The following is a 22,743-nucleotide window of genomic DNA, read 5'->3' as shown; positions in this document are numbered from 1 at the left end:
CTCCGGCGAGCACCCCAGTCCGGGCATACCGCCCATCCCTCTACCGTGTGAATCATGACCACCGCCCCGCAGCTCGACGGCATCGTCGGCTGGGTCGTCGATCTGATGGAGACGCTCGGCGCGCCCGGCGTCGGTCTCGCGATCGCGCTCGAGAACGTGTTCCCACCGCTGCCCAGCGAGGTGTTCCTGCCACTCGCCGGGTTCGCCGCCTCCCGAGGCGAGCTCAGCCTCGTCGCCGCGATCGTCTGGACGACGATCGGCTCCGTCGTCGGCGCCCTCGCGCTGTACGGGATCGGCGCCGCGCTCGGCCGTGACCGGCTGTGCGCCATCGCCGAGAAGATGCCGCTCGTGGACGTCGGCGACATCCACAAGGCGGAGGCGTGGTTCGCGAGGCACGGCGCGAAGGCGGTGTTCTTCGGACGGATGGTGCCGCTGGTCCGCAGCATGATCTCGGTGCCGGCCGGGGTCGAGCGGATGAACATCGGGCTGTTCCTCGCCCTCACCGCAGCCGGCAGCCTGATCTGGAACTCGGTGTTCGTCGTCGCCGGCTACCAGCTGGGCGAGAACTGGCACATCGTCGAGAGCTACGCGGGCATCCTCTCGAGGGTCGTGCTCGTGGCGGTCGCGATCGCGGTGGTGGTCTTCGTGGTGCTGCGGATCAGGCGCAAGCGCAATGAGGTTCCCGCGGACCTCGACGACGCGCCGACCGAGCAGATCCCGGTGATCCGGGTCCGGCCGCAGGAGCCGGTGCGGCAATGGTCGGCCGAGCCGTCGTCGACGGAGTGGTCGGCGCAGCCCACCCAGCGGCTCCCGGTGGTCCGGCCCGACGCGCCGCCGCACCGGTCATCGCGTTAGCGCCGTGCGGACCTGGGCGCGCACCGGCGCGGGCCTCGCCATCGGGGCCTGCTCGGCCGCGGTGCACCTGCTGCTGGCGCTCCCGGTCGCCGCGGTCCTGCTCGCGCCCGCGCTCCGGCCGAAGGCGGAGGTGGCGGTCCGGCGGGTCGCCGCGCTGGAGCGCCGCCGGATCGCGGTCCTGTTCGGCGGCACGGACGCGAGTACCGAGCCACCGTCGGCCCGTGCGCTGCGCTACCTGGCGGCGCGGATTCCCGTCGGGCTGCTGGGTGGCGCGGTGCTCACGCTGCTCGGCATCGGCCTGACCTTCGCCGCCACGCTCCTCCTCTCGTGGGTCACCCAGACCCCGTGGGTGATGGAGCGCGATCCGGCCGTCGTCGTCAGCGGTGCACTGGTCGCGTACTACGCGATTCCCGGCGCCGTGCTGCTCTACCTCGCGCTCGCCGGCGCCGCGGGCGTTGCCCGCTGGGAACGCAGCCTGCTCGCCCGGATGCTCGCACCCTCGCGCGAGGAACGGCTCACCCAGCGCGTCGAGGAGCTCTCGCGCACCCGGGACGCGATCGTCGCGGCCGTCGACGACGAGCGCCGCCGCATCGAGCGCGACCTCCACGACGGCGTGCAGCAGCGGCTCGTCGCGCTCGGCATGCTGCTGGGCAGGGCGCGCCGCCACCCCGACCGCGCGGCCGAGTTCGTCGCCCAGGCCCACGACGAGGCGCAGCACGCGCTCGTGGAGCTGCGCGACGTGTCGTGGCGGGTCTACCCGGCGGCGCTGGACACCGGCGGGCTGGCAACCGCGCTGGAGTCGGTGGCCGAGCGGGCTCCCCTGCCGGTCCGCATCCGCTGCGACCTGCCCGTCGAGCCGCCGGCTACCGTGCGCGCCGCGGCCTGGTTCGTGATCAGCGAGGCGGTGACGAACGCGGCCAAGCACTCGGGGGCGCTGCGCGTGGACGTGGAGGTGGCGATGGTGGACGGGCGGCTGCACGCCAGCGTTCGCGACGACGGCCGCGGCGGCGCCGACCCCGCAGGCGGCGGCCTCGCCGGGCTGGCCCGCCGCGTCGCAGCCGCCGACGGCGAGTTCGCCGTCGAGAGCCCGCCGGGCGGGCCGACCGTCGTCACCGCGGAGCTGCCGTGCGCGTGACGATCGCCGAGGACTCCGCGCTGCTGCGCGAGGGGCTCGTCCGCCTGCTCGTCGACGAGGGCCACGAGGTGGTGGCCGCGGTCGGCGACGCCCGCGCGCTGCTCGGGGCGGTCGAGCGCGACCAGCCCGACGTCGTCGTGGCCGACGTGCGCATGCCGCCGACCCACAGTGACGAGGGTGTGGTCGCGGCGCTGGAGATCCGGCGCCGGTGGCCGCGGGTGGGGGTGCTCGTACTGTCGCAGTACGTCGAGCGCAGGCACACGGCGCAGCTGATCGGCGACGACGGCGGCCGCGTCGGCTACCTGTTGAAGGACCGGGTGGCCCAGGTCGGGGAGTTCCTGGACGCCCTCGAACGGGTCGGGGCGGGCGGTGCGGCGTTCGACCCGGAGGTGGTGCGGCAGCTGCTCGCCGCAGGCAGGCGGGCCGACCCGCTCTCCCGCCTCACGCCCCGCGAACGCGACGTGCTCGACGCCATGGCCGAGGGCCTCACGAACGCCGGCACGGCGGAGCGGTTGCGGATGTCGGTGAGCGCCGTGGAGAAGCACGTCGCCTCGATCTTCGGGAAGCTGGGGATCCCCGAGACGGCGGGCTACAGCAGGCGAGTGCTGGCGGTGCTGCGCTACCTGGGGTCGTGAACCTGGACGCTGCCCCTGCCGCGGAGTACCGTCTCCTCTATTCATCAACCGATGAAAAAGGAGGATCGCGATGACCGAGCGCACGACCTGCGCTGTCGTTGGCGGCGGCCCGGCCGGCATGGTGCTCGGCCTCCTGCTCGCCAGGGCAGGAGTCGACGTCACAGTCCTGGAGAAGCACGGCGACTTCCTGCGCGACTTCCGCGGGGACACCGTCCACCCGTCCACCCTGCAGCTGCTCGACGAACTCGGGCTCGGCCCGCGCTTCGCCGAGCTCCCGCACAGCGAGCTGCACGAGATCGCCTTCCCGTTCCCCGACGGCAGCCGGGTCGTCGTCGGCGACCTGAGCCGCCTGAAAGTGGCCCATCCCTACATCGCGATGGTGCCGCAGTGGGACCTGCTCAACCTGCTCGCGGAGGCCGGATCGCACGAGCCGGCGTACACGCTGCGAATGCATGCCGAGGTCACCGAGCTGATCCGCGAGTCCGGGAGCGTGCGCGGGGTGCGCTACCGCACCGAGGACGGCGAGCTGCACGAGCTGCGCACGGACCTCACGGTGGCCGCGGACGGCCGCTGGTCGATCGCCCGCGCGCAGGCGGAGCTGCGGCCGAAGGAGCTGCCGGTCCCGATCGACACCTGGTGGTTCCGGCTGCCGCGCACGCCAGGCGACCCGACCGCGCTGACACCGGTCGCGAGCAGCCGACGGTTCGTGCTCGTGATCCCGCGCGAGGACTTCCTCCAGATCGCGTACCTCGCCACGAAGGGTGGTGACACCCAGCTCCGCGAGCGGGGGATCGAGTGGTTCCGCCGGGAGATCGCCGAGGCCGTGCCGTGGCTCGCCGACCGGGTCCACGAGCTGGCGTCGATGGACGACGTCAAGCACCTCGACGTCCGGCTGAACCGGCTCGACCGCTGGCACGTCGACGGGCTGCTGTGCATCGGCGACGCCGCACACGCCATGTCGCCCATCGGCGGGGTCGGGATCAACCTCGCCGTGCAGGACGCCGTCGCCGCGGCCACCCTGCTGGCCGAGCCGCTGCGGCGGGGCGCCGTCGGCGTGGACGTGCTGGCCAAGGTCCGCAGGCGCAGGCTGGTGCCCACCATCGCCGTGCAGACCCTGCAGAGGATCCTGCACCGCGCCGTCGTGAAACCGATCATCGACGGGGAGCGGCAGGGCCCACCGAAGCCCATCGTCGCGCTGCTGAAGGCGATCCCCGCGGCGTCGTTCGTGCCTGCCTACCTCATCGGGGTGGGGCTGCGCCCCGAGCACGCTCCTGCGTTCGCGCGGCGGGCCGGGATCAGGTCGTAACCCGCCGCTCCACCAGCGGCAGCGACCGCAGCTGCCGTTCCATGTGCCACTGCAGGTGGGCGGCGACGAGCCCGCTGGTGTCGCGGCGGGTCACGCCGGTGGCGGAGTCTGCGGTGTCCCAGTCGCCGTGCAGCAGCGCGTCGAGCAGCGCGAACGTCTCCCGCGATGGGCGCACCGAGCCGGGCGGGCGACAGCGAGGGCACACCGCTCCCCCCGCGGCGATGTTGAACGCGGTATGCGGGCCGGGCTCGGCGCAGCGGGCACACTCGGAGATCGCTGGTGCCCACCCGGCGTGGGTCATCGCGCGCAGCAGGAACGCGTCGAGCACGAGCGACGGGTCGCGCTCATGGCCGACCAGTGCCCGCACGGCACCCACCAGCAGCAGGTACACGCGCAGCGCGGGCTCGCCCTCCTCCGCGACGAGCCGGTCGGCCGTCTCCAGCATCGCGCAGCCGGTCGTGTAGCGGCTGTAGTCGCCGATGATGCCGGCGCCGAACGCGTCGACGGTCTCGGCCTGCGTGACGATGTCCAGGGAGCGGCCGGTGTAGCACTGCACATCGACGTGGTTGAACGGCTCGAGCCGCGCACCCCAGCGCGACCGGGTGCGCCGCACGCCCTTCGCCACCGCGCGCACCTTGCCGCGGCGGCGGGTGAGCAGCGTGACGATGCGGTCCGCCTCGCCGAGCTTCTGCACCCGCAGCACGAGGCCGGTGTCACGCCACAGGGTCACCGCCCAAGCCTACGGCCGCTCCCGCTTGACACCTCCATCCCACACCGGGTGAGGTGACCCTAACCCCGATCCGAGGAGACCAGGTGACCCACGTCGTGCCCGAGCATCAGCGTGATGCGGCCGAACGCACTCTCGCGGCCACACCGGGGGTGCGTGGCGAGCCAAGCGACGCCGAGCGCTCCCGCACGCTGATCGCCGCCGTCCGCACCGGCTCGCTCGCCACTATCGGCGAGGGCGGGTTCCCGTTCGGCTCGCTCGTGTCGCACGCGGTCGACGCGGTCGGCCGACCGTTGCTGCTGCTCAGCGACCTCGCCGAGCACAGCCGCAACCTCGCCGCCGACCCGAGGGCGTCGCTGATGGCCACCGAGGCGGGCGCAGGCGACCCGCTCGCGCTTGCGCGGGTCACCGTGATCGGCCGCGTCGGGGAGCTCGCGGGCGACGAGCGCGCGGCAGCACTCGAGATGTATCAGGCCGCCCAGCCCGGTGCGTTCTACGCCGGGTTCGCCGATTTCCGGCTCTACCGCCTGCAGGTGGAGTCGGTCCGCTACGTCGGCGGATTCGGCCGGATGAGCTGGGTGGACGCCGCGAGCTACGCCGACGCCGAGCCCGACCCGCTGCGCCCGCACGCCGAGCGGATCATCGCCCACATGAACGACGACCACGCCGAGGCGCTCGTGCTGTTCTGCCGCCGCTTCGCCGAACGGCCCGACACGGCCGAGGCGCGGATGGTGGGCGTCGACCGCTACGGCTTCGCCGTACTCGCAGCCGACGAGCCGGGCGGCCAGGAGACGGCCGTGCGGCTGCCGTTCGACGAGCGCACCGACACCCCGGACGCCGTCCGGAAGGCGATGATCCAGCTGCTGGGGCGGGCGCGAGCCGCCTAACCCCGCCCCTACGCTCTGAGCGTGGACTGAAGGACAGCCGTTCAGGGGGGACCGGGTGAGCTACGACCTCGCCGTTTGGTACGAATCGTCCGGGATCGCGGCACACGAAGCGACCCGCAAGTACACCGACCTCTGCGAGGAGCCTGCAGAGCGAACCGGTCCGGCGCATCCGCAGGTGACGGCGTTCCACAGGGAGCTGACAGGCCGGTATCCGGAGCTGGACAGCCTGCCGGCCGACGACGAGCGTTCACCCTGGTCCGCCGGGCTGACGGTGACGACCGACGCCGTTGTCATGCCGATGAGCTGGTCCCGGGTCGACGAAGTCGCGCCCTACGTGAGGAGCCTGGCCGAAGAGCACGGCTTGGTGCTTTACGACCCGCAGAACCGATCGGTGCACCACCCGGACGTCATGCGGACCAAGCCCGACTCGGTCTTGTCGACCTGCGACGGCTCTCAGGCCGATGACCCCGGTGCGAGCTCGATCGAGCGCATGCTGCGCACCTTGTCCCGCGACAACTGGTTCGCCGTTCTCGAGCATGGCGGCACGTACGTCCAGGTCGGCTACGGCGAGCAGGCCGGAACCCGTCCCGGCTGGTACGCACTGGAGCGTCGCCACGGCTCCGCGGACGAGCACTTCCGCTCCGAGGTCCCCGACCTCGACGAGGTCATCACCGCGTTCACCGGATTCGCCCGCCACGACAACGCCTGGCAGCAACGCTTCACCTGGCAAAAGATCGATCCTTAGAAGGCGTTGGTCACCACCAGCACCACTGCCCCGGCGGGACATGATCCGATCTAGCGGTTGCCCACGGCTGTCCCCACGACCGTGAACACCCGCAACGTCGGATCATGTTCCCGGCCAGCGCCGAACGCGTGCGATCACGAAATCCCGCTGCAGTACCGCCGAGCCCGCACCCCGACTTCCCGAACAGCTCCTCGTATCCAGAACCGGAAGTCCGGTTCGGGACACTAGCTTCGCTTCGCGGTGGCGAGCTCCTCGGCGTGCGCGCGGAGGATCCGGTGGTGTTCGGGGCACTCGTCGAGACGGTCGTGCGGCGCCTCGAGCATGGCGTGCAGCGCCGTCCGGGCCCGCTCGATCTCCCGGACGCGGTCGTCGAGCTGCCGCAGCTTCTCCACCGCGATCGCTCGCCAGCCGGGTGCGGTTCCGCCGGCCGGGGGGACGATCGCCGCGATCTCGGACAGGGTGAACCCGGCCAGCTTGAGCAGGTCGATGAACGCGACCCGCTCGACGGCGCCCTCGTCGTAGAACCGTTTGCCTCCCACGCGCCCCGTGGCACGCAGGAGGCCCTTGCGCTCGTAGAAGCGCAGCGCCGACGCCGCCAACCCGGTGCGGGCCCGCAGCTCGGAGATCGACAGTCCGGCCATTGACGTGAACCGTAGTTCAACCTGCAGGCTCGCTGTGGAAGAGATCATGTGCGAGCGGTTGGAGGATCGTGGTGACGACGAATGGTGCGCGCCTGGCGGTGGTCACCGGGGCGGGGAGGGGGATCGGGCTCGCGATCGTGCGGGCGCTCGTCGACGACGGGTTCACGGTGGTCGCCGGCAGCCGCACCGTCACCGACGCCTTGCGCGTGGCCACACCGGAGGCGCTCGAGGTGGACCTCTCGACCCCGGAGGGGCCCGCGCTCCTCGTGCGGCACGCGATCGACCGGCACGGCAGAGTCGACCTGCTCGTCAACAACGTCGCGGGCACCTCGACACCCGCCGGTGGGTTCCTGGAGCTCGACGACGACGCGTGGCGGCACACGTTCGACCTGGCGTTCCTGTCGGCCGTCCGCGCGACGCGAGAGGCGCTCCCGAGCCTCCTCGAGCGCAGGGGCGCGGTGATCAACATCGGTTCGATCAACGCCCGCCTTGCGCAGCCGCGCCTGGTCGCCCTGTCGGCCGCCAAGGCGGCGTTGGCGAACCTGGGCAAGGCGCTCGCCGAGGAGTTCGCCGGCCGCGGGCTGCGGGTGAACACCATCTCCCCCGGCCCGGTGTTGACCGACGTGTGGCGGGCCGAGGGCGGCCCCGGCGACGCGCTCGCGCGGCGGGCGGGCATCGCACCGGAGGACGTCCCCGACCGGCTCCCGGCGATGCTCGGGGTGACGACCGGCCGGTTCACCGAGCCGGAGGAGATCGCGGCGCTCGTGGTGCTGCTCGCCTCCGGGCGCGTGCCCAACATGAGCGGGTCGGACCTGGTGATCGACGGCGGAATGGTGAAGACGGCGTGAACAACGTCACGCCGAGGCGGCGGCGTGGCAGGCTCCCCGTCCCTCGGCGTGGGCCACGATCCGGCGGCCCGCGACGCGGACGGCGACCTCGGTGGCGTCGCTGACGACCCGCTCCCCCGCGGCCGCCGCCACGGCTCCCGTCTCGTCGTGCACGACCTGGAGCCGGGGCCACGCCGACTCGGGGAACGCGAGCCGGATGCAGCGGCAGACGTCCGCGACCACGAGCCGGGCGAGTGAGGCCAGCTCGCCGGGCTCACCGGAGACCAGCACCGCGGTGACGACCGAGCCGGGCGGCGCGGCCCGCACCGCCTCCTCGACGGCCACGAGCCGGTGCAGGCCGAGCACCGCGACGACGCCGTCGCCGGTGAGGCGGGCCGCGGTACCCCGTACGGCGTCGATCGCCGCGGGCGGCTCCCACGGCCGGCCTGCCGGGCGTGCGCGGGGCACGTACGGCAGGTGGGGCGGGGCCCACTCGTCCCCCCGCCCGCTGCCGAGCTCGAGGTCGGAGAGCCCTTCGCAGGCGCTGACGACGTCGAACGGGTCGGCGAACCCCGGAGCGGCGGCAGCCAGCTGGCTCGCACCGTGCAGCGTGGTGAGCGCGACCTCGGCCGCACGCACCCGGCGGCCTGCCGCCGACGGCCCGTGCATCTGCTCGAGAGCGAGCCCGAGCAGGATCGCGTCGAGGGCCATGAGCTGGGCGAACGGCGTGCGCATGCGCTCGTCGGCCAATACCTCCGGCAGGAGGTCGGCGCCGAGCGGGACCGTGCCGTCCGGGTCGTCCGACGGGAGGGGCATCCGCCCGGCCCATGCCCTCGCGAACGCGCCGAGCGCGGTGCGCGCCGTCGTGCCCGCGACCACTTCCGGGATCGGCGCCCGCTCCGCCTCCGCGGCGAGCACGGCGAGGTAGAGGGCTCGCTTGCCCGGGAAGTTCGAGTAGACCGCGCCCCTCGTCAGCTCCGCGCGCTCGGCGATGACGTCGATCTTGGCGTCGCGGAAGCCGCGTTCGACGAACTCGGTGCGGGCAGCCGCCAGCACCCGCTCGCGGGTGCGCTCCTGTGCCTGCGCCCTCGTGAGGCGAGCCATCGCCCTCCCGTCGTTGCCGCAACTCGAGCCGCGATGCTACGGTCATCATTCAGATGACGAGAACATCTGATAGCAGCATCTGGAGATCCGTTGCCTGACCTGCCCGAGATCGACCTCACCGACCCAGCCGTACTGAACGACCCCTTCACCGCCTACGGACCGGCGCGGGAGCGCTCAGCGATAGCCCGGCTGCACGCCCCGGGGATGCCGCCGATGTGGGGCGTGCTGCGCCACGCCGAGGCGCGGGCGATGCTCTCCGACCCGTCACGCTTCGCGCTCAGCCCCGCGAGCTACGCCTTCCGGCTGGAGGTCTCCGACGACCTGCTGCCCTACCTGCACACCGTGCAGGAAATGGAGGGCCCCAATCACGTTCGGCTGCGCAAGCTCGTGGCACCGGCGTTCACCGCGCGGCGGGCGGCCGAGTTCCGGCCCCGGATCGAACCGATCGTCGAGGAGCTCCTCGACGACCTGGCCAAGCAGGCCACGGCCGGCGCCGCCGACCTGCTCACCCATGTTGCGCAGCCCCTGCCGATGGCGGTGATGTGCGAGCTCGTCGGCATTCCCGACGAAGATCGTCCGCGGTGGCTGCGGTACGGCGCGGCGATCTCGGCCGGTGCGGTTGCGGAGTTCGCCGCGGCGTTCTCCGAGATCGTCCGCGACGCCAAGGCCGCGGTCGAGGCTCGCAGGCGCGAGCCACGCGACGACATCGTGTCCGACCTCGTCCGCGCGCACGCCGCGGACGGCGACCGGCTCACCGACGTCGAACTCGTCGCCCTCGTCTGGCTGCTCGTCCTCGCCGGACAGACGCCGAGCAACCTCATCGCCAACTCCGTCGAGGCGCTCCTCGCGCACCCCGGTCAGCTCGCCGCGCTCCGCGCCGATCCCGGCCTGGCGCCACAGGCCGTCGACGAGCTGATCCGGTGGTGCAGCCCTCAGCTGCTGACGATCCCCCGGATCGCGGCGCAGGACGTCGAGCTGGCCGGCGTGCCGATCGCGAAGGGCGGGCTGGTCACCGCCGTGATCCCGGCGGCCAACCGGGACCCGCGGGTGTTTCCCGACCCTGACACGCTCGACATCACCCGCACCGGCTCCGCGGCCCACCTCGGCTTCGCCCACGGGCCGCACTTCTGCCTGGGGGCCTCGTTCGCCAGGGTGCAGACGCAGGTGGCGCTCACGGCGCTCCTGCGCCGCGCCCCCGGCCTCGCCCTCGCCGGCGACGTGCAGCGCGCGCCCGACGGCGGCACCTGGCGACTGGCCGCGCTGCCCGTCACGCTCTGAGCCAGGAGCCCGACTCAGCCGCACTCACAGCGCGACTCGCGTGCACTAACAGCGCGACTCGCGGGGGCGCCCGCCTCAGAAGCCCAGCTTGCGCAGCTGCCTCGGGTCCCGCTGCCAGTCCTTGGCGATCTTCACGTGCAGATCGAGGTAGATCCTCGTGCCCAGCAGCGCCTCGATCTGGCGGCGCGCGTCGGCGCCCACCTGCCGCAGCCGCGCGCCGCCCTTGCCGATCACGATGCCCTTCTGGCTGGACCGCTCGACGTAGAGGTTGGCGTGCACGTCCAGCAGGTCGTCCCGGCCTTCGCGCGGCACCATCTCCTCGATCACGACGGCGATGGAGTGCGGCAGCTCGTCGCGCACACCTTCGAGCGCGGCCTCGCGGATCAGCTCCGCGACGAGCGTCTCCTCCGGCTCGTCGGTGAGCTCGCCGTCCGGGTAGAGCGGCGGGCCCTCGGGGAGGCGGGCGACGAGCAGGTCGGCGAGGAGGTCGACCTGGAAGCCGCGGACGGCCGAGCACGGCAGGACCTCCGCGAACTCCATGAGCCCCGCCATCTGCGTGAGCCGCTCGGCGACCTGGTCGGGCTGCGCCTTGTCCGTCTTCGTGACGATGCCGAACACGGGCGTGCGGGCCGCCACCGAGCGCAGCTCGTTCACGATGAACTCGTCACCGCGGCCCACCGGTTGGTCGGCGGGCACGCAGAAGCCGATCACGTCGACCTCCGCCCACGTCTCGCGCACGACGTCGTTGAGCCGGCTGCCCAGCAGCGTGCGTGGCTTGTGCAGGCCCGGCGTGTCGACGACGACGAGCTGGGCGTCCTTTCGGTGCAGGATGCCGCGGATCGCGTGCCGCGTGGTCTGCGGGCGGCTGGAGGTGATCGCGATCTTCTGCCCGATCAGCGCGTTGGTCAGCGTCGACTTGCCCGCGTTGGGCCGCCCGACGAAGCAGGCGAACCCGGACCGGAAGCCGTCCGGGACCTGCGCGAAGCCGGTCACGACGCCGTCAGGGGTGCGAGCTTCTCACCGGTGAGCTTCTCGAGGATCTCCCGGCCGATCGGCAGCGCCGCGGTGGCGGCGGGCGAGGGGGCGTTCAGCACGTGCAGGACGGAGCCGGCACCCGACCCCTGCTCGACGAACAGGAAGTCGTCGACGAGCGTGCCGTCGGCCTTCACCGCCTGGGCGCGCACGCCGGCACCCGCGCGGTGCAGGTCCTCGGCGCGGACGTCGGGCAGCATCCGCTGGATCTGCTTGACCATCGCCTTGCGCGAGAGCGATCGGTGCATCTCGCCGAACCCGTACTTCCAGTGCCGCTGCGCAACCTTGATCATGCCCGGGTAGGTGATCGTCTGCAGGAACTCCTTGGGCTTGACCACGCCCCATGAGTAGCCCTCGCGGGCGAGCGCGAGCACCGCGTTCGGGCCTGCGTGCACGTGCCCGTCGATGCCGCGGGTGGCGTGCACGCCCAGGAACGGGAACGCCGGGTCGGGCACCGGGTAGATCAGGCCCTTGACGAGGTCGGCGGCCCGGTCGCTGAAGCCGGTGTACTCGCCGCGGAACGGGATGATCCGCACACCCGGGTCGGCGCCCGCGGCCTTCGCGACCTCGTCGCAGCGCAGCCCGGCGCACACGACGACCTGCTTGCCGAGGAGATCGCCGGTCGCGGTGCGCACCACGACGTCGTCGGCCCGGCGCGCGATCCCGAGCACCGGCCGGTTCAGGTGGATCTCGCCACCCTCCTTCGCGACGAGCTCGCCGATCTTCTCCGCGATCACGCGGTAGTCGGTGATGCCGGTCGACGGGACGTACAGGGCGGCGATGCCGCGGACGTGCGGCTCGTGCTCGCGCATGCCGGCCTGGTCCAGCTCGTGGTTCTCGACGCCGTTGGCGTCGCCGCGCCGCTTGAGCTCCGCCATCCGCGGCAGCTCCTCCGGATCGGTGGCGACCACCAGCTTGCCGGTGACCTCGTGCGGCAGGTCGTGTTCGCGGCAGAACGCCACGGTCTCGGCGCACCCGGCCACCGCGAGGCGCGCCTTGTAGCCACCGGGGGCGTAGTAGAGCCCGGAGTGGATGACGTTGGAGTTGTTGCCGGTCTGGTGGCGGGCGAGCTGCGGCTCGCGCTCGACGACGGCGACGGAACGCCCGGTGCGGGCCACGGCGTGAGCGGTGGCGAGGCCGACGATGCCGCCGCCGACCACGACGACGTCGAACGAGGGGGTGCTCATGAAGCGGTCTCCGGTGTGTGGATCTCGACGACGGTGCCGGACTGGTCAGCACGCAGGACGTATGCGGACGGAGCGAGGTCACGCACGGCGGCCAGCGAGGCCGCGTCGACGGTCCCGCCCCCGGTGACGACGGCGGCCGCCTCCAGCCCGGGTGCGCCGCTGGACACCGCGGCGGCGACGGCGGCCTGCAGCGCGGTGAGCGTGAGCGACGGCAGCGCGACGGTGGCTGCGGCGTAGGTGCGCCCGTCCGTGTCACGGACGGCGGCCCCCTCCGCGGCGCCAGTACGCGCCCGGGCCGACCGCGCCAGCGTGACGATCTTTGCGTCCTCGGCATCAAGCGTCACAGGGTCACCCTGGTCGGGCATCGCTCTCCTCCCGCTGTTCGGCGTCGTCCGGCGCCGGCTTGTCGACGGGCTCCACGAGCACCGTATTGATCCGCACCCGGCCGCGGGCGTCCTTGCCGCCCTCGGCCAGCAGCCGCAGCCCGGCCACCTCGGTCTCTGCCCCGGGCAGCGGCACGCGGCCGAGCTGCTGGGCGAGCAGCCCGCCGACGGTGTCGACGTCGGCGGCGGCGAGCACCTCGCCCAGGTCGTCCTCCTGCCCCGCCGGTCCGTCGGGGCCTGCGAAGAGCTCGAGGAGGTCCTCGACGGGCAGGCGCGCCGACACCCGGAGGCGTCCCTCCTCCAGCTCCTGGACGTCGGGCACCTCCTCGGTGTCGTACTCGTCGGTGATCTCCCCGACGATCTCCTCGAGGATGTCCTCGATGGTGACGACGCCCGCGGTGCCGCCGTACTCGTCCACCACGATCGCCATGTGGTTGCGCGCCGCCTGCATCTCCTTGAGCAGCTCGTCGACCCGCTTGGTGTCGGGCACGAGCACAGCGGGCCGCATCACCTCGGCCAGCGGGGCGTCCGGCGTCTCGACCTGCGCGCGCACGAGGTCCTTGAGGTAGGCGACACCGATGATGTCGTCGATGTTCTCCCCGAGCACCGGGATCCGGGAGTACCCGCTCTTGAGGGCGAGCCGCAGCACCTTGTCGACGGGCGTGTCACGGTCGGTCCACACGACGTCGGGGCGCGGCACCATCACCTCGCGCACCAGCGTGTCGCCCAGCTCGAACACGGAGTGGATCATCTGGCGCTCGTCCTCGTCGACGACGCCGCTCGTGCTCGCCATGTCGACGAGCTCGCGCAGCTCCACCTCGGAGGAGAACGGGCCCTGCCGGAACCCCTGGCCGGGCGTGATCGCGTTGCCGACGAGGATCAGCAGCTTGGTGAGCGGGCCGAGCAGCGTGGCGAGCGCGCGGACGGGCGCCGCGACGAGCATGCCGATGCGGTAGGGGTGCTGGCGGCCGAGCGTGCGCGGGCCGACACCGATGAGCACGTAGCTGACCACGACCATGATCGCGCCTGCGGTGAGCCCGCCCGCCCAGTCCCGGTCGTAGATCTGGATCAGCGCGATCGCGAGCAGCACGGTGGCGGCGGTCTCGGCGGCGAGCCGCAGCAGCAGGAGCAGGTTGACGTGCCGGGGGCGGTCGGCGGCGACGGCGGCGAGCGCGCGCGAGCCGGGGCGGCCGGCGCGCACGAGCGCGTCGACACGGGCGCGCGACACGGTGTTGAGGGCCGCGTCGGCGGCGGCGAACAGCCCTGCGAGCGGGACCAGCAGGATCGCGGTGACGATCAGCGGGAGGGTGCCGTCCATGATCGGGGTGATCAGTCGTCCTCGAGGCCTGCGGTGCCCAGTACCGCGGAGTCGCTGCGCTGCCGCGCGACCTGGGCGGCGGCCTTCTTGCGCGCAGCCTGCCAGTCGGAGAGCAGCCTGGCCTGCAGGCCGAACATCTCCCGCTCCTGCTCCGGCTCGGCGTGGTCGTACCCGAGCAGGTGCAGCACCCCGTGCACGGTGAGCAGGTGCATCTCGTCGGCGAGGCCGTGGCCTGCCTTGCGGGCCTGAGCCTTGGCGAACTCGGGGCAGAGCACGATGTCGCCGAGCAGCGCGGGGCCGGTGTCGGGGGCGTCAGGGCGCCGCGACTCCTCCACCAGCTCGTCCATCGGGAACGACAGGACGTCGGTTGGCCCCGGCTCGTCCATCCAGCGCTCGTGCAGCTCGCTCATGACCTCCTCGGTCACGACGAGGATCGACAGCTCGGCCGCAGGGTTGACGTGCATCGCGTCGAGGGAGAAGCGCGCCACCGATGCCACGAGCGATTCGTCGACGGGCACGCCCGACTCGTTGCACACCTCGATCGACACGGACTTCCCCTGCTCCACTCGCTTACCGGACAACCAGCCTAGACGGTCCCGCCGGGTGGGTAGGTTCAGCTCCATGGTGACCGCGAACTGGGCAGGCAACGTCGTCTTCTCCTCGCGGGAGGTCCACCGCCCCGCCTCGATGGCCCAGCTGCAGGAGCTGGTCGCGCGGAGCGACCGGGTCAGGGCGCTCGGTTCGGGGCACTCGTTCAGCCGGATCGCCGACACCGACGGCGAGCACGTCACGCTCGCCGGGCTCCCGCCCGTCGTCGAGATCGACTCGGCCGCCGCGACCGCACGGGTCTCTGCCGGCCTGCGCTACGGCGAGTTCACCGGGCAGCTGCACGAGGCCGGGTTCGCGCTGCCCAACCTGGGTTCGCTCCCGCACATCGTGGTGGCCGGCGCCTGCGCCACCGGCACGCACGGGTCCGGGCAGGGCAACGGCGCGCTGGGCACGGCGGTGTCCGCCGTCGAGCTGGTGGGCGCCGACGGCGAGCTGCGCACCGTCCGCAGGGGCGACGACGAGTTCCCCGGCTCGGTGGTTGCGCTCGGCGCGCTCGGCATCGTCACCGCGCTCACGCTGGATCTACGCCCGACGTTCGGCATCCGGCAGTGGATCTACGAGGGGCTCGCGCTCGACGACGCCGAGGAGGCCCTCGTCGCGGGCTACAGCGTCAGCCTGTTCACCCACTGGGCGGGCGACGGCTTCGAGCAGGTGTGGCTCAAGCAGCTCGACACCGACCCCGAGCCGCCTGTCCGCTGGCTCGGCGCGACGAGGGCACCCGCGCCGGTGCACATGGTGCCCGGCGTCGACCCGCAGCACTGCACCCCGCAGCTGGGCGAGCCGGGCCCGTGGCACGAGCGCCTGCCGCACTTCCGGCTCGCGTTCACCCCGAGCAGCGGCGACGAGCTGCAGTCGGAGTACTTCGTGCCACGCGCCGCCCTCGCCGACGCCCTGCGTGCCATCGACGGCGTCCGGGATCACCTGCGGCCGGTGCTGCAGGTCTCGGAGATCCGCCTGGTGGCCGCCGACGACCTGTGGCTCTCCCCCGCCCATGGCCGCGACACCGCGGCACTGCACTTCACCTGGGTTCCCGACACCGACGCCGTGCTGCCCGCGGTGGCCGCGCTGGAGTCGGCGCTCGTCGAGTTCGGCACCCGGCCGCACTGGGGCAAGGTGTTCGGCACCGCGCCCGCGACCGTCGCGTCGCTCTGGCCGCACCTCACGGACTTCGCCACCCTCACGCTGAAGCACGACCCGGAGGGCAAGTTCCGCAACGCGATGCTGGAGACCTACCTCCCCCGCTGACCACCGTCGAGGATCCGCGTGGCTTCTGCGACCGTCGCCTCGCGGTCGAAGCTCTCGTCGTGCCACGTCGTCGAGCTGACCGAACCGTGGGTGCGGTAGCGGCGCATGGTCGCGACGTGGAGGGGCAGCCCGACCCACCGGCGCATCGCTGCGAGGTCGGTCCACACCGACAACGAGCCGACCTTGCGCCTGAGCGGGTCGGTCCACAGATGCACGCCGACCGCTCCCGGCACCGCGTACCAACCCAGGCCGAGGCGTCGTCCGGTCCGCGCGATACCCGGCAGCGACCGCAGCGAGTGCATGGTGAAGTCGGTGAGACTCACGACCACCGGCCCGGCCGTGGCCGCCTCCGGGCCGGGCTCCCACGGGATCCAGACCCGGCTGGGCAGCAGTGCGGCCGCGCGAGCGGCAATCGTAGACACATGCATATCGTCTACAGATGCGTATCATTTGTCAAGGACGCCGGACCCGGCTGCGCGGGCTCGACGGCCGCGTCCGCCGCATCGACCACCGGCGGCGCCAAGTTCCTGGTGGCCCAAGCGACCCCAACGGCGATCACGGCGATGGCCAGGCCGGGGAGCACCGTGGACGATGCGGTGGAGCGTTCGATCGCCACACCCCCGGCGAACGAGCCGAGCGCGATCCCCACGTTGACCGCGGAGGCCGGCAGCGACTGCGCCAGCGCTGCGCCCGGCCCGGCCAGGCTCACCACGCGGTACTGGAGGGAAGGTGCCATGCCCATGCCGAACAGGCCCAGTGCCAGCACCGCGATCGCGGCGAGCAGCGCGATCGCGCCCAGTAGGTGCAGCACCGCCAGCGCGACCACCACCCCGATGGTTCCGGCGATCAGCGTGCGGGCGGCGTTCTTGTCGGCGAACCGGCCACCGCCGAACGAACCCACCGCCGTCGCCACCCCGTAGGCCAGCAGGAACGCACTGACCCATGCGCCGGAGATGCCGGTGACGATCTGCAGGAACGGCACGATGTAGGTCAGCGCCGCGAACACCGCGGCGAACACCAGGGTGTGCAGGACCAGCACGGCGAGCACCCGCGGCGCGAACGCGTACCTGGCCTGGCGACCCGCGCCGCCTGCGGTGCCGGGCACGGACGGGACCAGCGCCAGCGTGGCGATCAGTGCGATGACGCTGAGCGCGACGATCGCGGCGAACGAGCCGCGCCAGCCCAATGTCTGGCCGACGAGCGTGCCCAGCGGCACCCCCAGCGCGGCCGACACGGTGACGCCGGAGACGACCACCGAGATCGCCCGGCCCATGCGCTCCGGCGGGACGACCGAGATGCCGACCCCGAACGCGGCGGCGATGAACAGGCCCTGGAACGCGCCGGTGGCGACCCGTGCCACGAGGAACAGCCCGTAGCTCGCGGTCAGCACCGTGACCAGGTTCGCCATGATGAACAGCACGAGCGCGCCCACCAGCACCGTCCGCTTGTCCAGCCTGATGGTGAGCGCGGCCAGTAGCGGGCCGCCGACGGCCAGGCCGAGCGCGTATCCGGTGACCGATGCGCCGGCTGCGGGGATGGAGACCCGCATGTCGGCGGCGATCAGGTCCAGCACGCCGACCACGAGCAGCTCGGCGGTACCCAGTACGAACATCCCGAGGAACAGGGTGGTCAGGACGAGGTTCGCCCTGCCGGTACTCGATCCAACCCGCTGGGTGCTCATGTACACCTTTCCTAGTCACGTCATGAATTCGTTGGGCGCCGACGGATCGACGGCGGCCGTGTCTCGATGGCGCTCCGGCCGCCAGTGGGCCGGAACGCGGTGGAAGCGGTGCGTCAGGTCGCGAGCGCCTGCGCGAGACCGAACGTCGGCACCAGGCTCGGGTCGTTGAACGCGGTGATGCGGGCGATCCGGTCCCCGATCAGCGTCAGGACCTCGACGCCGTGCGCCTCGTACCGGCCGTCGGCCGTGTGCTCGTACGCGACGGCCGCGAGCTGGCCGTTGGCGCTCGTGCGGACCATCCGCCACTGGCCATCGCGGCGCAGCACGCGGCTCGCCAGGAACCCGACGACGGCCGGCCGGCCGGTGAACCAGGTGGGGATGGGCGGCATCTCCAGCTCGACGTCGGCCCGGAGCAGGTCGACCAGCGCGCCGGGGTCGGCGCGGGTGAACGCCTCGACGTAGCCGTCGAGCAGGGCCCGCCGGACGTCCTCGCGCGGCTCGACCATGTCGTCCTCTATCGGGCCTGCCGCCGCCAGCTGCGCACGGGCCCGGCGCAGCGTGCTGTCGACGGCCGCGGTCGTCGTGTCCAGCATCTCCGCGACCTCGGCGGTCCGGAACGCCAGCACGTCGCGCAGCGTCAGCACGGCCCGCTGCCGGGCGGGCAGGAACTGGAGCGCGGCGATGAACGCGAGCCGCACCCCGGTCCGGCTCGCCACGACGACCGCCGGGTCGTCCGAGCCGAACAGCGCGTCCGGGGCCGGCTGGAGCCATGCCACCGACGTCTCACCGGGTGCCACCGCCACCCGGTGGTCGTCGGCGGGCGCCCCGAGGCCTGAGGGAAGCGGCCGGCGCGAACGCGTCTGCAGCGCCGTGAGGCACGCCATGGTGGCGATCTTGTACAGCCAGCGCCGCACCGATGAGCGGCCCTCGAAGCCACCGAAGGCGCGCCACGCGCGCAGGTAGGTCTCCTGGACCAGGTCCTCGGCGTCGTGGATCGAGCCGAGCATCCGGTAGCAGTGAGCCAGCAGCTCCGGCCGGAACTGCTCGGTCTGGGCGGCGAACTCGGAATTCGACGGCATCGAGGACTCCTGGAGCAGGCTGGTCGGTACCTATCAAGACCAGCCGCCGGAGCAGAATCCGTCACCACCGCCGCAGATGGGGCGGTGGTGTGCGTCACACGCCGGTTGCTACCCCTGGACGACCGGGTTCGTCAGGACCCCGACGCCGGGGATGCGGCACTCGGCCACCGTGCCGGGGCGGATGTGCACCGCGCCCGGCGTTCCCGTGGAGATGATGTCGCCGGGGTACAGCGGCATCACCGCGCTGTGGAAGCTCACCAGGAACTGCGGTGAGTAGCGCATGCGCGAGACGGTGTTGCTGCGGTGCACCGCGCCGTCCAGGACGGTGCTCACCTCCACGGGCGCCAGGTCGCCCACCTCGGCGAGCGGCACGATCTGCGGCCCGAACGAGAAGAAGCCCGGGAAGTTCTTGGAGCGGGTGAGGAACCGCGGGTTGCGCTCCAGGATGTCCTCGGCGGTCTGGTCGAGCACGGTCGTGACGCCGAAGACGTGGTCGAGCGCGTCCTCCTCGGTCACGTTGCGGCAGTAGCGCCCGATCACGAGGCCCAGCTCGGCCTCCGCGGTGGTGCGGTTGCTCTGCGGCGGGATCGGGATCTCCTCGCCCGGTCCGATCACGGTGTGGTCGGCCTTGATGAACGACGCGGGCTCATCGGGGACCTGCTCGGAGAGGTCGGCGGCGTGGTCGACGTAGTTCAGCCCGATGCCCCAGATCAGCCGCGGGTGCCGGTACGGCGCGCCGAACTCCACCGACGACTCCGGTACGAACAGCGCCTCGGCCGCGGACTCCACCGCCTTCGCCAGCTCCGCCACGCGTTCCTCGACGAGGACCGCCCTGATGTCCCCGTCGAACCCGGGGAGCAGCTCGGGCACGCGGGCGACGCCGCGGGCGGGGTCGACGACGGCGGGCACCTCGGTCCCGTCGACACGGATGCTGGCCAGGCGCATGCTCATGCTCCAGTTGTCTCACGGACGGGGCGCGGGCGAGTCGGCGGGTTCGGCGGCTGCGGCCCGTCGCCGCCCCACGGCGGCCAGCCGGGCCGCGATCATCCGGCGGATGCGCGGCACCACCGTCGGCAGCAGTACGAGCAGCACGATCGCGATGAGCAGCACCCGCGACGCCGTGTGCTCCAGGAAGATCGTGAAATCGCCGCCCGAGATGATCATCGTCTGGCGCAGCGTCTCCTCGGCGAGCGGGCCGAGCACCAGTGCGATCACCAGCGCCGCGGGCGACATGCCGTAGCGGCGCATGAAGAACCCCAGCACGCCGCAGGCGAGCATGATCCCGACCTCGACGATGCTCCCGTTCACCGAGTAGGTCCCAGTGATGCAGAGCAGGATGATCACCGGCGCCAGCACCCGGAACGGGACGCGGGCGATGCTCGCGAACGCCGGGATGCAGAACACGTTGACCAGCAGCAACATCACGTTGCCCAGGTACATGCTCGCGATGAGGCCCCACGCGAACTCGGGGTTCTGCTCCATGAGCAGCGGCCCCGGCTGCAACCCCCACATCAGGAACCCGCCGATCAGCACAGCGGTGGCCGCCGACCCCGGGATGCCCAGCGTCAGCAACGGCACCATCGCCCCGGCGGAGGCGGCGTTGTTGGCCGCCTCCGGCCCGGCGAGCCCTGCCATCGCGCCCTTGCCGAACCGCTCCGGGCGCCGCGAGATCGACTTCTCCAGGCTGTACGACATCAGCGACGCGACCGTGGCGCCCGCCCCCGGTGCCGTGCCCACGAGGAAGCCGAGGAAGGAGCCACGCAGGATCGGGCCGCGCGACTCGCGCACATCCTCCCGATCGGGCCAGAAGGCGCGCCCGCGCGACCCGACGGTGAAGTAGCCGATGCGCTCCAGATGCCCGCCCCGCCAGAGGGTGTGCAGGATCTCGCCGATGCCGAACAGGCCGATCGCGACCGGTATGAAGTCGATCCCGTTGATCAGCTCCGTCGAGCCGAACGTGTAGCGCTGCGCACCGCCACCGATGTCGACGCCGACGGTGGCGAGCGCGAACCCGATGAGCGCCGACAGCGCGCCGAGCAACCAGTTCCTGCCGATGATCACGATCAGCGTGAGCAGCCCGGCGATCACGACGAGGAACAGCTCCGGCGGGCCGAAGCTGCTCGCCACCGACGCCATGAGCGGCGCCGCGATGCTGATCAGGACGGCCCCGACCGTGCCGGCGACGAACGAGGCGACCGCGGCGATCATCAGCGCGGGACCCGCCCGCCCCTGCCGCGCGAGCGGGTAGCCGTCGAACGTGCTGGCGACGGTGGCCGACTCGCCTGGCGTGTTGATCAACACCGAGGTGATCGTGCCGCCGTACATCGCGCCGTAGTAGACCGCGGCCAGCATGATGATCGCGCCGGTCGGGTCGAGGCCGAACGTGAGCGGCAGCAGGATCGCGAGGCCGGCCGACGGGCCGAGGCCCGGGATGACGCCGACGACCATCCCGATCATCACACCGGCCGCGAGCAGCAACACGTTCTGCACGGTGAGCAGCGCCAGTATCCCCTGGCCCAGGTCGGTGAAGACGTCCACGGTGTCGTCCCCCGGCTCCTCTAGAACGGCAGCACGCCGGCCGGCAGGCCCGCGTCCAGCAGGGTCTGGAACAGCAGGTACAGCCCGGTGGCCGTGCCGACGGCGAGCACGGCGTTCAACACCGGGTGCTCGCGGTTGAGCAGCCACAGACAGCCGAGCAGGAACAACGCGCCCGCGACGGCAGCCCCGAGCAGCGTGAAGGCGGCCGCGAGCGCCGCACTTGCCGCCACGACGATCGCCATGGTGCCCGGGTGCCGGCCGAGGTCCGCGGCACCGGCGTCGGTCTCCCGGTCGGCGTCGGCGGCGGGATCCGCGCGCCGCACGCTGCCCACCAGCGCCACGATCGTGAGCACGATCCCGATCCCGCCGATGATGCGCGGGAAGAACCCGGGCCCGATCCGTCCCGCGGCGGTGCGCCACTCCATGCCGAGTGCGAGCTGGAAGTAGACGGCGAGGACCACGAGCAGGATCCCGAAGAACACCGCCCGTGCGCTGACGTGGAACCGCCGTGTGACCGCCACCGGAACGACCTCGGGCTGCACGGCGGTCACAGCGCGCCCCGCTCGGTGAGGATGCGCTTGAAGTCCGCCTGCGTCTGCTCGAGGAACGCGGTGAAGTCCGGGCCCCAGCGCAGGTCCTGGGACAGGTGGTTGCTCTCGACGTAGGACTTCCACTCGGGCGTCTCGACCACCTGCTGCATCGTGCGGATCCACCACTGCTGCGCGTAGTCGGGGGCGCCGGGCGGGAGGATCAGCCCGCGGGGCATCGACGGGAGGCCGGTGAAGCCGAGCGACTCGTCGGTGGGCACGTCCGGGATCTCCGGCAGCGGCTCGGCCGCGGTGGTGAGCAGCGCCCGCAGCTGGCCGGCCTCTACCTGGCCGAGCACCGTGCCCGGGTTGGAGATGATCGCCTCGAGGCTCCCGGACAGCATGGCCGTCTGCATCTGGCCCTCGTCGTTGAACGGCACGTACTCGATCTGGTAGCCGGCCTGGTCGGCGAGCATCGCCTGGACGATGAAGTCGACGTTGACGGTGCCGATCCCACCGACGACCACGGTGCCCTTCCCGCGGGCGTGCTCCACCCAGCTCGCCCAGTCGGCGATCGGGCTCGTGCCGGGCACCAGGAACAGCGAGTCGTCGGTGGCGAAGAGCCCGACCGGCGTGAAGTCCTGCGGGTGCCACCCGGTGTCGGCCTGCAGCGGGGTGGTGATGAACGAGCCGGACGTCGTCGAGATCGAGTACCCGCTGCCCGCGTCGCTGAAGACCTGCCCCCACCCGGTGGCGCCGCTGCCGCCCTCCCGGTTCTCGACGACGATGTCGTGCGGGTAGAGCCGATGCTTCTGCAGGATGTCGACGATCGTGCGGGCCATGATGTCGTTCCCGCCGCCCGGTCCGAAGGCGATCGTCCAGTCCAGGTCCTGCGACGGGTACTGCTCCGGGGACTCGCGCGTCCCCACGCCGGAGCAGGCGGCCATCGCCAGCACAGCGGCCGCGGCGAGCACCCTTCGGAGGAAAGTCCTGAACATGACGAT

24 protein-coding genes are annotated in these 22,743 nt (G+C 72.3%); 9 read left to right on the top strand and 15 right to left on the bottom strand.

Annotated features, from left to right (window positions below; genetic code table 11):
- The first annotated feature begins 54 nt into the window (after positions 1-54).
- The 4 genes from K1T35_RS12890 (at position 55) to K1T35_RS12875 (ending at position 3,931) form a co-directional block, all read left to right on the top strand.
- Positions 55-855: a DedA family protein gene (locus tag K1T35_RS12890; RefSeq protein ID WP_220260399.1), complete on the top strand. Its 801-nt coding sequence runs from the start codon at positions 55-57 to the stop codon at positions 853-855.
- 4 nt (positions 856-859) lie between these two features.
- On the top strand, positions 860-1,990 hold the full coding sequence (locus tag K1T35_RS12885) for a sensor histidine kinase (RefSeq protein WP_220260398.1): 1,131 nt from the start codon (positions 860-862) through the stop codon (positions 1,988-1,990).
- Positions 1,981-2,625, top strand: coding sequence for a response regulator transcription factor (locus K1T35_RS12880; RefSeq protein WP_220260397.1), 645 nt, complete (start codon positions 1,981-1,983; stop codon positions 2,623-2,625). The genes K1T35_RS12885 and K1T35_RS12880 overlap by 10 nt, the downstream gene beginning before the upstream one ends.
- A gap of 70 nt (positions 2,626-2,695) precedes the next feature.
- The gene (locus K1T35_RS12875) at positions 2,696-3,931 is read left to right on the top strand and encodes an FAD-dependent oxidoreductase (RefSeq protein WP_220260396.1); all 1,236 of its coding nucleotides are present in this window, start codon (positions 2,696-2,698) and stop codon (positions 3,929-3,931) included.
- Here the strand turns inward: K1T35_RS12875 and recO are convergent.
- Positions 3,921-4,661 carry a DNA repair protein RecO gene (gene recO, locus K1T35_RS12870; protein ID WP_220260395.1) on the bottom strand — a complete coding sequence of 247 codons (741 nt, stop codon included), beginning with the start codon at positions 4,659-4,661 and terminating at the stop codon, positions 3,921-3,923. The two genes, K1T35_RS12875 and recO, sit on opposite strands and share 11 nt — an antisense overlap.
- Positions 4,662-4,744: 83 nt before the next feature.
- On the opposite strand from recO, the gene K1T35_RS12865 reads away from it, so the two are divergent.
- Positions 4,745-5,545 (top strand): HugZ family protein, encoded by an 801-nt coding sequence (locus K1T35_RS12865; RefSeq protein ID WP_220260394.1) that lies wholly within the window; start codon positions 4,745-4,747, stop codon positions 5,543-5,545.
- A gap of 55 nt (positions 5,546-5,600) precedes the next feature.
- Complete coding sequence (locus tag K1T35_RS12860) at positions 5,601-6,290, top strand: hypothetical protein (protein WP_220260393.1); 690 nt, start codon at positions 5,601-5,603, stop codon at positions 6,288-6,290.
- Between the two features lie 224 nt (positions 6,291-6,514).
- Here the strand turns inward: K1T35_RS12860 and K1T35_RS12855 are convergent, their stop codons facing one another.
- A complete protein-coding gene (locus K1T35_RS12855; RefSeq protein ID WP_220260392.1) occupies positions 6,515-6,931 on the bottom strand; it encodes a MerR family transcriptional regulator in 417 nt (138 codons plus the stop codon).
- Between the two features lie 71 nt (positions 6,932-7,002).
- Here K1T35_RS12855 and K1T35_RS12850 point away from each other — a divergent pair, with 71 nt between their 5' ends.
- On the top strand, positions 7,003-7,779 hold the full coding sequence (locus K1T35_RS12850; protein WP_370645359.1) for an SDR family oxidoreductase: 777 nt from the start codon (positions 7,003-7,005) through the stop codon (positions 7,777-7,779).
- 6 nt (positions 7,780-7,785) lie between these two features.
- Here K1T35_RS12850 and K1T35_RS12845 read toward each other — a convergent pair whose 3' ends face one another.
- Positions 7,786-8,862 (bottom strand): TetR/AcrR family transcriptional regulator, encoded by a 1,077-nt coding sequence (locus K1T35_RS12845; protein ID WP_220260391.1) that lies wholly within the window; start codon positions 8,860-8,862, stop codon positions 7,786-7,788.
- Between the two features lie 90 nt (positions 8,863-8,952).
- Between K1T35_RS12845 and K1T35_RS12840 the strand changes: the two genes are divergently transcribed.
- Positions 8,953-10,140 carry a cytochrome P450 gene (locus tag K1T35_RS12840; RefSeq protein ID WP_220260390.1) on the top strand — a complete coding sequence of 396 codons (1,188 nt, stop codon included), beginning with the start codon at positions 8,953-8,955 and terminating at the stop codon, positions 10,138-10,140.
- 75 nt (positions 10,141-10,215) lie between these two features.
- On the opposite strand, the gene era is transcribed toward K1T35_RS12840, so the two are convergent.
- The 5 genes from era to ybeY are packed head-to-tail and all read right to left on the bottom strand — an operon-like array spanning position 10,216 to position 14,608.
- Complete coding sequence (era, locus tag K1T35_RS12835) at positions 10,216-11,133, bottom strand: GTPase Era (RefSeq protein WP_220260389.1); 918 nt, start codon at positions 11,131-11,133, stop codon at positions 10,216-10,218.
- Positions 11,130-12,359 carry an L-2-hydroxyglutarate oxidase gene (lhgO, locus tag K1T35_RS12830; RefSeq protein WP_220260388.1) on the bottom strand — a complete coding sequence of 410 codons (1,230 nt, stop codon included), beginning with the start codon at positions 12,357-12,359 and terminating at the stop codon, positions 11,130-11,132. The genes era and lhgO overlap by 4 nt, the downstream gene beginning before the upstream one ends.
- A complete protein-coding gene (locus K1T35_RS12825) occupies positions 12,356-12,724 on the bottom strand; it encodes a cytidine deaminase (RefSeq protein WP_220260387.1) in 369 nt (122 codons plus the stop codon). Before K1T35_RS12825 ends, lhgO begins: the two co-directional genes overlap by 4 nt.
- Entirely contained in the window at positions 12,708-14,060 is a 1,353-nt protein-coding gene (locus K1T35_RS12820) for a hemolysin family protein (protein ID WP_220260386.1), read from the bottom strand. The genes K1T35_RS12825 and K1T35_RS12820 overlap by 17 nt, the downstream gene beginning before the upstream one ends.
- Positions 14,061-14,071: 11 nt before the next feature.
- Entirely contained in the window at positions 14,072-14,608 is a 537-nt protein-coding gene (ybeY, locus tag K1T35_RS12815; protein ID WP_220262559.1) for an rRNA maturation RNase YbeY, read from the bottom strand.
- A 73-nt stretch (positions 14,609-14,681) separates the two neighbouring features.
- On the opposite strand from ybeY, the gene K1T35_RS12810 reads away from it, so the two are divergent.
- Complete coding sequence (locus K1T35_RS12810; RefSeq protein WP_220260385.1) at positions 14,682-15,914, top strand: D-arabinono-1,4-lactone oxidase; 1,233 nt, start codon at positions 14,682-14,684, stop codon at positions 15,912-15,914.
- Here K1T35_RS12810 and K1T35_RS12805 read toward each other — a convergent pair.
- The 7 genes from K1T35_RS12805 to K1T35_RS12775 form a co-directional block, all read right to left on the bottom strand.
- The gene (locus tag K1T35_RS12805) at positions 15,899-16,336 is read right to left on the bottom strand and encodes a hypothetical protein (RefSeq protein WP_220260384.1); all 438 of its coding nucleotides are present in this window, start codon (positions 16,334-16,336) and stop codon (positions 15,899-15,901) included. The genes K1T35_RS12810 and K1T35_RS12805 overlap by 16 nt on opposite strands.
- A gap of 11 nt (positions 16,337-16,347) precedes the next feature.
- On the bottom strand, positions 16,348-17,595 hold the full coding sequence (locus K1T35_RS12800; RefSeq protein WP_220260383.1) for an MFS transporter: 1,248 nt from the start codon (positions 17,593-17,595) through the stop codon (positions 16,348-16,350).
- A gap of 113 nt (positions 17,596-17,708) precedes the next feature.
- A complete protein-coding gene (locus tag K1T35_RS12795; RefSeq protein WP_220260382.1) occupies positions 17,709-18,674 on the bottom strand; it encodes an RNA polymerase subunit sigma-70 in 966 nt (321 codons plus the stop codon).
- A gap of 108 nt (positions 18,675-18,782) precedes the next feature.
- Positions 18,783-19,625, bottom strand: coding sequence for a fumarylacetoacetate hydrolase family protein (locus K1T35_RS12790; RefSeq protein ID WP_220260381.1), 843 nt, complete (start codon positions 19,623-19,625; stop codon positions 18,783-18,785).
- A gap of 12 nt (positions 19,626-19,637) precedes the next feature.
- Positions 19,638-21,212, bottom strand: coding sequence for a tripartite tricarboxylate transporter permease (locus K1T35_RS12785; protein ID WP_220260380.1), 1,575 nt, complete (start codon positions 21,210-21,212; stop codon positions 19,638-19,640).
- Between the two features lie 20 nt (positions 21,213-21,232).
- Positions 21,233-21,733, bottom strand: a complete 501-nt coding sequence (locus K1T35_RS12780) for a tripartite tricarboxylate transporter TctB family protein (protein ID WP_220260379.1) — start codon at positions 21,731-21,733, stop codon at positions 21,233-21,235.
- Positions 21,734-21,759: 26 nt separating this feature from the next.
- Complete coding sequence (locus tag K1T35_RS12775; RefSeq protein WP_220260378.1) at positions 21,760-22,737, bottom strand: tripartite tricarboxylate transporter substrate binding protein; 978 nt, start codon at positions 22,735-22,737, stop codon at positions 21,760-21,762.
- Positions 22,738-22,743: the final 6 nt, after the last annotated feature.

Source organism: Pseudonocardia sp. DSM 110487, assembly GCF_019468565.1.
Lineage (GTDB): Bacteria > Actinomycetota > Actinomycetes > Mycobacteriales > Pseudonocardiaceae > Pseudonocardia.
Note: the sequence above shows the minus strand (reverse complement) of the source record. Positions and strands in the feature narration are given on the sequence as shown.